The sequence below is a fragment of the Pseudoalteromonas sp. PAR1 genome (assembly GCF_947311895.1).
Taxonomy (GTDB): domain Bacteria; phylum Pseudomonadota; class Gammaproteobacteria; order Enterobacterales; family Alteromonadaceae; genus Pseudoalteromonas; species Pseudoalteromonas lipolytica_C.
Window position 1 is genome coordinate 20,297 of sequence record NZ_CAMZMY010000016.1, and the last position, 14,173, is coordinate 34,469.

8 protein-coding genes are annotated in these 14,173 nt (G+C 41.1%); 6 read left to right on the forward strand and 2 right to left on the reverse strand.

Features of this window, described 5'->3' with window-relative positions; translation table 11 throughout:
- Positions 1–7 precede the first annotated feature (7 nt).
- Both yfcC and QL229_RS13795 read right to left on the reverse strand, forming a co-directional pair.
- Complete coding sequence (gene yfcC, locus QL229_RS13790; protein ID WP_281547083.1) at positions 8–1,417, reverse strand: putative basic amino acid antiporter YfcC; 1,410 nt, start codon at positions 1,415–1,417, stop codon at positions 8–10.
- A gap of 148 nt (positions 1,418–1,565) precedes the next feature.
- Positions 1,566–4,493, reverse strand: a complete 2,928-nt coding sequence (locus QL229_RS13795) for a TonB-dependent receptor (RefSeq protein ID WP_138556573.1) — start codon at positions 4,491–4,493, stop codon at positions 1,566–1,568.
- A gap of 382 nt (positions 4,494–4,875) precedes the next feature.
- On the opposite strand from QL229_RS13795, the gene QL229_RS13800 reads away from it, so the two are divergent.
- The 6 genes from QL229_RS13800 to QL229_RS13825 all read left to right on the forward strand — a co-directional run bounded on the left by QL229_RS13800 (position 4,876) and on the right by QL229_RS13825 (position 14,136).
- The gene (locus QL229_RS13800) at positions 4,876–6,570 is read left to right on the forward strand and encodes a cyanophycinase (protein ID WP_138556572.1); all 1,695 of its coding nucleotides are present in this window, start codon (positions 4,876–4,878) and stop codon (positions 6,568–6,570) included.
- 87 nt (positions 6,571–6,657) lie between these two features.
- Positions 6,658–7,071, forward strand: a complete 414-nt coding sequence (locus QL229_RS13805) for a hypothetical protein (RefSeq protein ID WP_138556571.1) — start codon at positions 6,658–6,660, stop codon at positions 7,069–7,071.
- Positions 7,072–7,142: 71 nt separating this feature from the next.
- Positions 7,143–8,231, forward strand: coding sequence for an ATP-dependent 6-phosphofructokinase (locus QL229_RS13810; protein WP_138556570.1), 1,089 nt, complete (start codon positions 7,143–7,145; stop codon positions 8,229–8,231).
- A gap of 194 nt (positions 8,232–8,425) precedes the next feature.
- Positions 8,426–9,589: an efflux RND transporter periplasmic adaptor subunit gene (locus QL229_RS13815; protein WP_135926564.1), complete on the forward strand. Its 1,164-nt coding sequence runs from the start codon at positions 8,426–8,428 to the stop codon at positions 9,587–9,589.
- A 12-nt stretch (positions 9,590–9,601) separates the two neighbouring features.
- The gene (locus QL229_RS13820) at positions 9,602–12,733 is read left to right on the forward strand and encodes an efflux RND transporter permease subunit (RefSeq protein WP_138556569.1); all 3,132 of its coding nucleotides are present in this window, start codon (positions 9,602–9,604) and stop codon (positions 12,731–12,733) included.
- Positions 12,733–14,136: an efflux transporter outer membrane subunit gene (locus QL229_RS13825; RefSeq protein ID WP_138556568.1), complete on the forward strand. Its 1,404-nt coding sequence runs from the start codon at positions 12,733–12,735 to the stop codon at positions 14,134–14,136. The genes QL229_RS13820 and QL229_RS13825 overlap by 1 nt, the downstream gene beginning before the upstream one ends.
- Positions 14,137–14,173 lie beyond the last annotated feature (37 nt).

Genomic DNA, 14,173 nt, shown 5'->3' on the forward strand with positions numbered 1-14,173 from the left:
AAATCTTTTACTGATAGTTAATAAAATGTGCGAGAAAAATAAAGCAACTAGCAAGGCCAAAGAGCGCTAAGGTAAAACGCCAAATAAAGCTTGCCCACTCACTCCAATCAAGTTTAACAATGCCTAAACAGCCGATGAGGCTTGCTGAGGTGGGAATAAATATATTGGTTAGTCCATCACCTAATTGAAACGCCAGCACTACAATCTGCCGTGAAATATTTAATAGATCACCCAGTGGTGACATTAGCGGCATTGTGATTGCTGCTTGTCCTGAACCTGAAGATACAAAAAAGTTAAACACACTTTGAAATAATAGCATACCCCAAGCGGCGATATAGTCTGGTACAACTGAGATGCTGGTGGCGCTATAGTAAAGCAAAGTATTTAGAGTTGAAGGCGATGTTAAATCGCTACCGCCAAGTATTAAAATAACGCCTTTTGCTAAAGCAACCAAAAGCGCTGCGGGCAGGAGTTCTTGTGCACCCTCTTTAAATGCATTTGCGCTTTCATTTGCTGTTTGTTTTTTAAATAGACTAGCAATCACAGCAGAGGCTACACCTAAGCAGAAGAACTGCGCAGCTAATTCAGGAATATAATACTGCCTTGCCATAACACCCCAAATAACCCAAATAATACCTGCAATAAAGGTTATTAAGATAAGCTTATCTGCGCTGTCTAAGCTAATTGACTTGTTATTTTCTTGAGCACTTAGGTTCTTTGCCGATCTGATTGAATTAGCATATCGGATAGTAAATAGAAGGCCAAATGAGGTAAAAACCAGCCACGCAACCATTCTGAATCCGGCACCAGAAAACACCGGGATCTCTGCAATTGATTGAGCAATTGCGATACTAAATGGGTTCATCCAAGAGGTAGCAAAGCCAATCTGTGTCGCAACATAAGTTGTTAATACAGTTACTTTTGCATCATAACCGAGCTGTTTCATAATGGGGAATAACACAATACAAAAGGCGATGGCTTCTTCACCCATACCAAATACTGCGCCTCCTAATGAAAAAAGCACAAATAGCAAAGGAATGAATATCCACTCTACGTGTTGTGTTTTATTAATCAGCGCCATAATGCCGTTATTAATCGCACCTGTTTTTAAAATAACGCCAAAGGCGCCACCTGTGATTAAAATAAATGCCATTACCCCGATGGCTGCACCATATTTATCACCAGAGACTAAGCCTTCAAACAATACATTGGCTAGACCAATGCCTCCTCCTTCTGCAAAAAGGGCAGGTGGTGTATGTTCTGTTGCTTTTTGATACTGTGATAATTCAACACTGTGACTATCTTGTTCGGCATTAAACACACCGGGTGTTATAAATAAACTGGCTAAATAGGCGATGACTGCGACGCATAACAAAATGATGCTCGCATCAGGCATCGCAAACTGTTTGTTTTTCATAAAGTCACTTAACGATTGTTCGAAGAATGTGAGAAAAGCAAGGTATTGTAGCTCTTGCTGAGAAAGATTAACACTGAGAGCCGCGAGTTTGAGTTATTGATAACACAAACTTAGCAATGTGGGCGACATATAGCCGCCCACGTTAATGTTAAAAGCGATAGCTCAGACTCAACGTATAGCGAGTGCCATATGCATTATGATTGATTGAATCAAACCCGCGGCTTGAGCCATATAGCTTAGGGGGTTCTTTATCGAAGATATTATCAATACGAGCGCGGATTGATAATGCATCATTGACAAAATAGCCAGCTGATAAATCCCATACTAACCAGTCATCAACGTCACGTTTTAACTCCTCGTTAAGCTCGCCAAGCTCTTCTAGTTCGTCTATTTCACGACCACGCAGCCCTTCGATATCATCCTCATAACTACTGGTATAATTGGCACCGAGATTTAAGTAATAACTCTCAGCTTCCCAATCAATAGAAAATCTGCCTACATTTTCAGGGTAGCGATAAGTACCGATTAATTTTTCGATTGCATCTGAGCCAGGTTTATTTCGCTCAAACTCTAAATAGTGTGTACCATCGAAAGCGAGTGTTAAATTGCCTTTTGCAAAATTAAATCGATGATCAAATTTAAAATCGATACCTGCTAATGTCTGGGTGCCGGTATTTTCAAGAGGAATAACATGGTCTCTAAATAATGGCAGGAATAGCTCATCTTCTCGCGGGTTAAACTCACTAATATAGTTTGTGAGGATCTCTGAAAGGTTAGCGCCATCACTTTCGATATTGAGTCCAGCATTATCGGTTACTTCACACAGCTGCTCCTCGTACGAAATACCTTGTTGACCTTGTGGTACTAGCCCACAGTGACGAAGAGAAGCATCTGTAATAGCTCTATCTAGCACTGCAGTCATATTGGTATCGATAACTTGTTCGTGATCAAAATGCCAATAATCAACCGTTAAGTTAGTATTTACAGATGGGCTCCATGCAAAGCCAATGCTGAGCGCTTCAGACTCTTCGGCTTTGAGTGCTTGATTACCGAGTTCTAGGCTGTTAACACTGACCTCGGTGCCATCACCCATACAATATAAATCTGCAACAGCCTGATTAGCACCGCAATCGAAGCGTGATTGTGTGGTACGTAATTTTACGCCTGCTTGAGTTAATGAAGGTGCCCTAAATGACGTTGACCAAGAACTTCTAATGATAAGAGAATCTGAAGGACGATAGCTTAAACCAACTTTAGGGTTAAACGTTCCACCAAAGTCATCGTAATGATCGTAACGACCAGCGACTTGCAGTTCTATCTGCTCAGTGAGTGGCACATTCAACTCTAAAAATGCAGCGTACTGAGTACGATCGGCCTCAGACAAGCTAGAGCCGAAACCAAATACATCTACCAAATAACCATTTTCAGGACGGGCTTGTGAGTCTAACGATGGAATATCTTTTAATTCTTCTCGTCGAGCTTCAATACCAAATGCAGCATAAATGGGTAACTCATTAAACGTAAATAAATCGCCATTAAAGTTTAAATCCCAACCGTATACTGTACTTTCACCGCTTCTACTTGGGTTTGCCTTTGCAAGATCAAGCACTGCATCGTTATTACTATCCCCCTGTAAAAACGGGTTGTAGAACGGCATTAACTGACCTTGTGCACAATTGAGCTGTGTTCCATCGTATGTAGCTAATGATCCGTCAGAACATAATTCACCAGTGATAGCTGCATGAAATTGATAGCGGTTATAAATACCATCAATTGCTTGTTGCTCTGACTTAGAACGAGAAAATGTTACTCCCGACTCCCAACTCCAATCACCAATATAACCGGCAAGGCTACTGACTAAGCGAAAGTTTTTGGTTTCGACTTCAACCGTTCGTGGTGAATTAAAACGCGCATCAAATGCAAAGCCATACACATCTCGACCCGCTTGAGTGGTAAATGGATCAATATAAAGCTGGTCCATTAAGTCGTTACTGCCATCAGCGTTATCATAAATGAATAGCGCATCTTCTATGATAAACGGACCATCATCGTCGTTTATTTGATTGATTGGTGCAGGTGATGAATAGGCTTTTGATTTAGTTTGGCTATAGAAGAAATCGGTATGCCAATCTAAATCACCTAAGGTGCTGTTAAACATAAAGCCAGTTGAAAGGCTTTCAAATGGGGTTTCTAGGTAATCATCTTGGTTTGCATAGTAAGCACAAATTTGCTCACCATACTCAGTCGTGACAAGCTCTGTTTTACAGTTTGGCGCTGGTAGTTCATTGCCATCTCGGCTGCTGTAATAATAAATGTTTGGTGAGTTCTCAAGTTTCGGTAAATATGAGTATCCATTCACTAAATTTGGGCTTGCGGTATAGCTTCTGTCGGTCGCTTTAAAGGCATTGCGATCGTAAATATCGGCAAATACCGTTAAGTTACTCTCACCTATATTCGTGCCGTAAACTAAGTTAAGTTGTTTCTTACCTTCGTCATGACTTTCAAAACTATTAGTGTAAGAAGTGTTTACTTCAGCTCCTTGAAAGTCATCTTTAAGAATATAGTTAATAACACCAGCGACAGCATCAGCCCCATATATTGCCGATGCACCAGTGGCGAGAATATCAATGCGCTCGATTGCGGCAAGTGGAATTGAGTTCACATCAACAAAATTTTCAGTGCCTGCTGCGAACGAGCTCGGCGCAACACGACGGCCATTAATCAGTGTTAATGTAGCTGAAGGCCCCATACCACGAAGGCTGGCAGCAGATTGACCCGCTGGCGTTGAGGTTGATGTACCGCCGCTTTCAGATGTCGAAAAGGTACCTGATCCGCCTTTGAATACAGATAAATCTTTTAATAACTCATGAATGGTGTTCGCTCCTGAGCGCTTGATTGCATCTTGGTCAAGCACGGTAAGCGGGATGGTTCCTTCTAAATCAACCCCTTTAATTCGTGATCCTGTTACTTCTACTCGTTCAATTTTTTCTGATTGTTGGTCGTTTTGAGCATACACAGCATGAACTGGGCACAGCACAGCGCTGATTGCTACAGCAATTGATAACTGACGAAACATATTGATTTACCTTTGTCTTATACCAATCCGCAAAAATGCTTAATTAAGCGAATTGGTATTAAATACCCACGGCAAAACCGTGACATTTTAAATAATTTTTATAATTTTTTAGACAGGGCTGTGGGTTATAGACACAACTAGCCCCTCACAGGAAGTGAGGTGTGGCTACTCGTCAAACCACTCCGAAAGGTAGTGTGGAGAGTAGAAATATGTACAAAGCGATAATGCGTTTTTCAACATAATTCCAATCCGTAAGGTCTTTTGACAAAGCTAGTAATACAGTGCTAGCTTACTCGCGTTTTAAATGTTCCTTTTTTTTATAGCAAGCAACAAAAAGCTGTGCAAGTAATTTTCTAATATTTTTTTACAAGAGTGTAACAATATGAACATCCTTAAGGAGCAAAATGCTAAATACCACATTGGGTTTATTTTTGGGGTATTTAGTGTTGTTTTCGCGTCATTTGGCAGTAAAGTTTATGCAAGCGAGCAACAGCAAACGTTAGTTTTAATTGGTGGGGCATTGACAACCTGTTCAAGTATGAGCCCTAAAAATTGCCTTTCTAATAAACAGATCAGTGGTAAACAAACTAATCAATTTCGATTAAATAATGATGCTTTATCTGCAATAAAGACAAACTGGCCAACAAATAATGAAAAAAATCGCCAGCAAACGCTTAAGGTGTTAACACAGATTGCACGTCAACAACCTGATGTGAACACTAAAAGTGATATTTTATGGGCATGGCGTGATTTAGATAATACGTTATTGAACACGTTAACAGATAAAGAGTATAACTTCGTGCAAGATAGTCTCGAAGTTCCTGTGTTAACAACCGATTCAACAAGACAAAAAGAGCAAGTTAGTGTACCGGATAACAATGAAAGTGCAGCAAGTGATATTTTAGACTTTGTGTCTGCTTCGTTAAAAACAACGGATGAATCACCAACCATTTTAGCGGTTACAGCTTCAAGCAGAGACCCTTATGAATCAGCAGATTTTTATGAAGGATTATTAAGCTTTAATGGTGTCGAATCAAAGTGGTTACCTTTAACACCCGCTTTAGCAAGAGCGATTACCAGTAAGCAATGTGAGAATTTAGATGCTTTACGTACTGAGAGAATGGCTGTTTTTAACCGTGAGACTATTTATCCTGACCGAGTTAAGGCCGAAAAAGCGCTTTGTGATCAAGGGGTAGAGCATTTAGTTAAACTGATTGAAAACGCAACGGGCATTATGTTTAACGGTGGTGATCAGAGCTTAACTAGACAGGTGCTTTTTGATGATAACGGCAAGCAATACCCTTGGACTCACGCAATCTTACAAAGGCCATTACTTGTTGGCACAAGTGCAGGAACAGCGGTGCAAAGTGGTGGTAAGAATGCCTATGGTTCGGTGCCTATGATTTCTAATGGGACTAGTTTAGCAGCATTAAGAGCTGGAGCATTTGCTGTTTCACCACCGAGTGAGCGCTGTAAAAATGAATGTGATAATAGCCTTTCAGCAGATTCATTAACCTATGAAAAACAAGGCGGTTTAGGTAGCTTTACTTACGGGGTTCTAGATACTCATTTTAGCGAGCGCAACAGAACCATGCGCTTGGCTAGACTACTGGCAGATTCAGGGCAAAAACATGGTTTTGGCATTGATGAAACTACGGCGCTTGTATCAATTCGAGCAGGTGAAACCGCATTAATGACGGTGATTGGTAAAAGTGGTGTAGTACATGTTCAAACAGACGCTAAAAACAAAGGAGCAATCAGTTATTGGCCAGCAGGGGCGGTTATTGATGTAACAAAGGATGGTTTTAGTCTTGCGAAGCGAACTGTTGATAATGCACTGCCTAGTATTAAAATTCCGCGATTACCGATGCAGCGTTTTGGCACTATTTTTTCTGATGCTAAATTGCGCTCGCTTGTGCAAGCTATGTGTTTAACTCAAGAACAACAAGCTGTAGCCCAGCATGATGAGTTTCTACTCGATTTAAATGCTACTGAAGATACGCATTATTACCGTGTTAATAAAAGTAGTACGGGCTGTGCTGTAGAGAATCTAGCCTTTAGTGTTAAATCCTTTTAACACTAAAAATTACTGAAAAAGTAGTAGATTATTTGTTCGTTATTAGTTAGCGTAACACTAATAACGAACAAATCATGGAATGAGTTAATGAAATATAATCTACTACTTTTATTTATTTTTGGCTGTTTGTTTGCTTATTTATCTATTCCAGTAGTAGGGGTTGGCTCAGCTTTAGCGATCCCTAGCGAAATTCTTACACCTCTTTATGATTTGTCACCTAAATTTGCTTTAACAGTGATTGATATTGTTACGTTAGGTATCCCACTAATAGCATTACTTTTTGTGTTCTTATTATTAAGTAAATGGCTCTACCTAAAAGACAAAGCGTATTCATATTTTATATTACTGACACCTTTTTTAGCACTGCATTTATATTTTGCTGTTAACACCTTTTCTGCAAATTTTGATAATACGACTTTGCTTGCAAGTTTGCCTAAGTATCTATTATTAATACTTTTTGTAGCGCTGTTTTCTAATCATAAAAAACCGAACTTTAGTTGATGTAAGTCATACGCGAAAGTTCAACATATAAGCTAATCTCTAATTAATCAGTGAACGAAGTTGGTCATAGAATGAAAAAATTACTGATATTAACAAGTGGGGGTGATTGCCCTGGGCTAAATGGGGTGATCAGAGCTGTGGTTAAAGCAGCCGAACATGATGGCAATTGGCAGGTATATGGAAGCCGAAGAGCTTACTGTGGTGTACTTGAAAAGCCAAATGATATTATTCACTTAACTAGTGAAGTAGTGGCCGGTATTCATGTTCGTGGCGGCACAATTCTAGAAACAGTTAATAAAGGGAATCCTACCGCATTTCCTGCAGAGATAGCAGGCGAGCAAGTATTTATTGACCGTTCAGATGAGTTAATAAGTATTTTGAAACAATTGGGGTTTGATGCAGTCATTAATATCGGGGGCGATGGTTCTCACAGAATCTCTCAGCATTTATTTGAGCATGGCTTAAATATCGTAGGCGTGCCAAAAACCATTGATAATGATTTATATGGCACTGATTACACAATTGGTTTTCAAACTGCCGTTGACACTGCAACAGAAGCCATTGATCGATTAATACCAACTGCGCAAAGTCATAATCGCGTGATTGTGACGGAAGTTATGGGTCGTGATGCGGGTTGGATTTGTTTACATTCAGCAATTGCAGCAGGCGCTGAAGTAGCACTTATTCCTGAAATTCCTTACGATATTGAAGTGGTTAAAGCAAAACTTAAATCACGTTTTGATAATGGCCATGGATTTGCAAATATCGTTATTTCAGAGGGAGCTAAACCTGTTGCAGGAAGTGTTGTAAGTAAACAATCAAGTGAGTTTGGCTACGAAAACCCAGTGCTAGGTGGAATTGCTGAGCAACTAGCCTCACAGATCCGTATTGCACTTGACCTTGATGTAAGAGTCACTGTGTTAGGGCATATTCAACGTGGTGGCACACCCAATGCGTTTGATAGGGTGCTTGCAGCAGAGTTTGGGGTGCAAGCATTCGAACTTGTTAAGAAAGGCCAGTTTGGTTTTATCCCCGTAAGTAAAGAGGGTGAAATTAAACCAATCAGTTTAAAAGCCGCAACTTCTGAATATCGTGTTATCCCTTTAGAGCATTCGTTAATAAGCAGTGCCCGGGCTATGGGGATGTGCTTAGGTGACTAATAAGCAGTTCTAACTGATAGTTTTAAAATGATTTTCTTAACTAGCTGCTAAATTATTCATTTAGCAACTTATTTGTTGCACAAAAAACACACTGCAAAGCAAGCAAAATATTTAATGTAAAGATACTTAAAGGTGGTTGATCTGTGCCTTTTTTAGTTTAGAATGATCGTTCATTCTAAATTAAGGAACTACACATGCAGCGCTCTCGCATTCCATTTTTTGCAGTGTCAGCTTTGGCTGGTGCTGTTTTATTATCAGGCTGCGGCCAATCAGAATCGGCTCAAGGGCAATCGCAGGCAGCTCAAGCTGTACCTGTTGGTGTTATTGAGATGCAAAGCAAACCACTTACGCTAACTAAAGAATTGCCAGGTCGTGTGGCTGCTTCACGTATCGCGCAAATTCGTCCACAGGTTAACGGTATTATTCAGTCTCGTATGTTCGTTGAAGGTGCTGAAGTAGAAAAGGGCCAAGCCTTATATCAAATTGACCCATCTACATTTGAAGCAGAGGTCGCTACCAGCAAAGCCGCTATTACTAAAGCTCAAGCAAGTATTGCTAATGCCAAAGCAAAAGCTGAACGCTATAAAGAGCTATTGAATATCAAAGCTGTCAGTCAGCAAGATTATGATGAAGCGGATGCGGCATACAAAAGTGCAAAAGCCGACTTATTGACTGCTCAAGCACAGCTTAAAACTGCTGAAATTAATTTAAACTACAGCAAAGTGTTAGCACCAATTAGTGGTCAAATTGGTAAATCGGATGTCACTGCCGGTGCCCTTGTTAGCGCTAATCAAGCAACAGCATTAGCTACTATCACTCAGCTTGATCCAATCTATGTTGATTTAACACAGTCAAGCAGTGAACTAACACGTTTGAAAAAAGCTATCGCCGCAGGTGAGCTTGATAAAGATGCCGCTTTACATTCAAAAGTTGAATTAATAATGGAAGATGGCAGCACTTATCAACACAAAGGCACATTACAATTTTCTGAAGTAACCGTTGATCCAAGTACAGGCTCTGTGACTTTACGTGCTGAATTTCCTAATCCTGAAAAATTACTTCTACCGGGTATGTATGTTCGCGCAGTGATTGTTGAAGGTGTGAAAAGTGATGCGATTTTAGCACCACAACGTGGTGTGAGCAGAAACACCAAAGGTGAACCTACTGCCATGGTCGTAAGTAAAGATAACACCGTTGAAGCACGTGTGCTGAAAACTGACCGTACTGTAGGCTCAAACTGGTTAGTGACAGATGGCCTAAATAATGGCGATAAGCTGATTGTTGAAGGTTTACAGAAAATCCGCCCAGGTGCCCCAGTAAACGCAATGCCAGCAGAATCAGTAGCTAACAGCCAGTAACGGAGAAACTTAATGTCACGATTTTTTATTGATCGGCCCATATTTGCATGGGTACTTGCTATCGTTGTTATGCTGGCAGGTATCTTAGCAATTAGAAGTTTGCCGGTTGCGCAGTATCCATCAATTGCACCGCCTGCAATTAGTATTCAAGCCTCATACCCTGGTGCGTCGGCCCGTACTTTAGAAGATACGGTTACACAGGTTATTGAACAAAAAATGAAAGGGCTCGATGGCTTGCTCTACATGTCGTCAACCTCTGAATCGAACGGCTCTGCGACTTTAACGTTAACCTTTAGTGCAGATACCGACCCTGATATCGCACAGGTTCAAGTGCAAAACAAATTGTCGTTAGCAACACCTTTATTACCAGAGGAAGTACAACGTCAAGGTGTCTCGGTTGCAAAATCGGCTCGTAACTTCTTAATGGTTGTAGGCTTTGTATCTGAAGACGGTAGCATGAACAACATCGATATCGGTGATTATGTTTCATCTAACGTACTTGATATTATTTCTCGTGTTAACGGGGTGGGTGAAGTACAACTTTTTGGCTCGCAATATGCAATGCGTATTTGGTTAGATCCAGCTAAATTACTTAAGTACTCATTAACTCCTGCTGATATTAGCGCTGCAATCAGTGCCCAAAATGCACAAGTGTCGGCAGGTCAACTGGGTGCCTTGCCAGCAGTGAGTGGCCAACAACTGAATGCAACAGTGACTGCGCAAAGCCGCTTACAAACACCTGAGCAATTTAGAAATATCTTTGTAAAAACCAATGCTGATGGCTCGGTTGTTCGTTTAAGTGACGTTGCCGATGTTGAATTAGGTGGTGAAAACTATGGTGTTGTTGCGCGTTTTAACGGCAAACCGGCATCAGGTTTAGGTGTTAAGCTTGCCAGTGGTGCTAATGCGCTTGATACAGCTGATGGCGTAAAAGCGGCACTTGCTGAACTTGAGCCTTTCTTTCCTGAAGGTTTAACAACCGTTGTTCCTTACGATACGACACCATTCGTATCACTTTCAATTGAGAAAGTAGTTAGCACTCTAATTGAAGCTGTTGTGCTGGTGTTCTTGGTCATGTACTTATTCTTACAGAACTTCAGAGCAACACTTATTCCAACTATTGCAGTACCTGTTGTATTGCTAGGTACGTTTGCCATCTTAAAAGTGTTTGGCTTCTCAATTAATACTCTAACCATGTTTGCTATGGTCCTTGCCATTGGTCTACTGGTTGATGATGCGATCGTTGTTGTTGAAAACGTTGAACGTGTAATGACAGAAGAGAACTTGTCTCCTCTTGAAGCGACACGTAAATCAATGGATGAAATCAAAGGCGCACTTGTGGGTATTGCCATGGTGCTCTCGGCAGTATTTGTGCCTATGGCGTTCTTCCCGGGATCTACAGGTGTTATTTATCGTCAGTTCTCAATCACCTTGGTAACGGCAATGAGTTTATCAGTGCTGGTTGCGTTAATTCTAACGCCGGCCCTTTGTGCAACAATGCTAAAACCAAGTCATGTTCATAATGATAAGTCTTTATTTGGTCGTTTCTTCCTTGGTTTTAACCGTGGTTTTGATAAAACAAACTCGGGTACACAAGGTTTTGTGTCTCGTATGATCAAACACAGTAAACGCTATTTACTTATTTACGGTTTAATCGTGGGTGGCATGGTGTTTATTTTCTCACAATTACCATCGGCATTCTTACCAGATGAAGACCAAGGTATTTTGTTTAACCAAGTAAGCCTACCTGCTGGAGCAACAACAGAACAAACCTTAAAAGTTGTTGAAAAGATGGAACACCACTTCTTAGAAGATCAATCAGAAGCGGTTAAATCTATCTTTACGGTAACAGGTTTCAGCTTTGCAGGTTCTGGGCAAAACGCAGCAATCGGCTTTGTTGGCTTGAAACACTGGGATGAACGTCAACGCCCTGATTTATCAGTAGGCGCTGTTGCTGGTAAAGCCATGGGATACTTCTCAACCATTAAAGAAGCATTTGTGTTTGCTTTCCCACCGCCAGCGGTTGTTGAGCTCGGTACTGCAAATGGTTTCACTTTATACCTACAAGACCGTGTTGGTTTAGGACATGACAAACTACTTGAAGCTCGAAACATGTTTTTAGGTATGGCGGCACAAAACCCTGTGTTATCGGGTGTGCGCCCAAATGGTCAAGAAGATAAACCAGAGCTGGAGCTTGATATTGACTTAGCCAAAGCTGAAGCATTAGGTCTGACTCAAGCAGATATCAATAATACGTTATCAACGGCTTGGGGTAGTCGCTATGTAAATGACTTTATTGACCGTGGTCGTGTTAAAAAAGTGTATTTACAAGGTACGCCTGAATCACGCATGGTGCCAGAAGATTTAGACAAGTGGTACGTGCGCAATGCCAATGGCGATATGGTGCCATTCACTGCGTTTGCTCAATCTTATTGGACTTATGGCTCGCCGCGTCTTGAGCGTTATAACGGCTTTTCAGCGATGGAAATCCAAGGTGCTGCTGCACCGGGTTATAGTACAGGTCAAGCGATGGCCGAAGTTGAGAAAATGGTTAAGAAGTTACCGCCAGGTGTGGCGTTCGAATGGACAGGTATTTCATATGAAGAGCGTTTAAGCGGTGGTCAAGCACCATTACTTTATGCACTCTCATTGTTAGTTGTATTCCTTTGTTTAGCGGCGTTATACGAGAGCTGGTCCGTGCCTGCGGCGGTTATGCTAATTGTACCGCTTGGGGTATTTGGTGCATCGATTGCCTCATTTGTATTTAATTTATCAAATGATATTTATCTACAAGTGGGTCTATTAACCACTATTGGTCTGGCATCAAAAAATGCCATCTTAATTGTAGAGTTTGCGATTCATAAAATGGACGAGGGTATGAAACTTGTCGATGCTGCTGTTGCTGCTATTCGCCTTCGTTTACGTCCAATCTTTATGACATCAATGGCATTTGTGTGTGGTGTACTACCACTTGCAATTGCATCAAGTGCAGGTTCGGGTGCACAAAACGCACTAGGTATTGCTGTTATTGGCGGTACTCTTGCGTCATCGACCATTGTGGTGTTGTTTGTGCCATTGTTCTTTGTATTGGTGCGCCGTGTATTCCCTGGTAAAACAAAGTCAACTAAAGAGGAGCAGGCATAATGAAAGCTAAACTTATCTCAGTGTCTGTTGCTGCACTTTTGTTATCTGCCTGTAATATGGCGCCAGATATGGAGCAGCGTGAATTACCCGTTGCTCAAAACTATGATGTTCAAGGTACTGCAGGTGATATCAATGCACTTAATTGGCAGTCATTTTTCACTAATGATCAGCTGCAACAATTGATCGCACTAACACTTGAAAACAACAAAGACATTAAAACTGCTGCACTCAATGTGCAGCAGGTAAGAGCGATGTATCAGATTGAAGATTCTGCGCTTTACCCAAGCATTGATTTAAATGCAGCGGGAACTCGTCAGCGTCTTCCGGCAGATTTATCTGGTACTGGTCAAGCGACTATTTCTGAAAACTATTCAGCGACTGTTGGCTTAACTGCTTACGAAATTGATCTTTGGGGCAAAGTGCGCAACCAATCAGAGCAAGCTTTACAAAACCTCTATGCCGCTGAATACAGTTTAACCAGTGTGCGCATTAGCTTGATTTCGGAATTAGTGAATGCGTGGCTTAACTATGCGACGGATAAAGAGCTATTGGCGCTTGCAAACGAGACTTTAAAGTCTCAGCAGGAGTCTTTAGAACTAACCCGTAAAACATTTGCTCTTGGCGCTGCGTCTCAGTTAACGCTATCGCAACTGGAAAGTACAGTAGCAACCGCTAAGGTCGATATTGCAAACTATCAGCGCTTACTAAAGCGTGATAAAAATGCTCTCGATTTTCTAGTGGGTAAAACCGTCACTGCTGATTTACTACCAAATCAAAATATAGATGATGTACTGAACTTACCGGATGTGCCTGTGGGGTTGCCGTCAGAGTTACTGACGCAACGACCAGACATTAAGGCCGCTGAGCATGATTTATTGGCAGCTAATGCAAATATTGGTGTGGCAAAAGCGGCATTCTATCCGAGTATAAGTTTAACCGCCAATGCCGGAACGGCCTCTGCTGATTTGAGTAATCTTTTTGATTCGGGCTCTGGGACTTGGAGTTTTGTACCATCGATTAACTTACCTATCTTTAATATGGGTCGTAATCAAGCCAATCTCGATGTTGCAAAGGCACAACAAGAAATGGCGCTTACTAGCTATGAGCAAACCATACAACAAGCATTTAAAGAAGTATCTGATGCCCTTGCTGATCGAGAAGGTTATATGCATCAGCTAGATGCACTCAACGATTTGTACCAAAGTAATGAGTTATCTTTTACTTTATCAGATGCGCGTTTTCAAAAAGGAGCAGACAGTTACTTGCAAGTGTTGGATGCGCAACGAAATTGGTACAGTGCTGGGCAACAGTTAATTTTGGGTAAACAAGCGTATCTTGCTAGCCAAATTAATTTGTATAAAGCACTTGGTGGTGGCTGGAATGCGCAAAAAAATGTGCATTAAAACAGCAAAAGCATAATTTATTTAAGGTTTTGCAGGA

Bases quoted from the DNA above. Each gene is read 5' to 3' on its own strand.
- QL229_RS13805 (WP_138556571.1), top strand. From the start codon at position 6,658: ATGAAATATAATCTACTACTTTTATTTATTTTTGGCTGTTTGTTTGCT.
- QL229_RS13815 (WP_135926564.1), top strand. From the start codon at position 8,426: ATGCAGCGCTCTCGCATTCCATTTTTTGCAGTGTCAGCTTTGGCTGGT.
- QL229_RS13795 (WP_138556573.1), bottom strand. From the start codon at position 4,493: ATGTTTCGTCAGTTATCAATTGCTGTAGCAATCAGCGCTGTGCTGTGC.
- QL229_RS13825 (WP_138556568.1), top strand. From the start codon at position 12,733: ATGAAAGCTAAACTTATCTCAGTGTCTGTTGCTGCACTTTTGTTATCT.
- QL229_RS13820 (WP_138556569.1), top strand. From the start codon at position 9,602: ATGTCACGATTTTTTATTGATCGGCCCATATTTGCATGGGTACTTGCT.
- yfcC (WP_281547083.1), bottom strand. From the start codon at position 1,417: ATGAAAAACAAACAGTTTGCGATGCCTGATGCGAGCATCATTTTGTTA.
- QL229_RS13800 (WP_138556572.1), top strand. From the start codon at position 4,876: ATGAACATCCTTAAGGAGCAAAATGCTAAATACCACATTGGGTTTATT.
- QL229_RS13810 (WP_138556570.1), top strand. From the start codon at position 7,143: ATGAAAAAATTACTGATATTAACAAGTGGGGGTGATTGCCCTGGGCTA.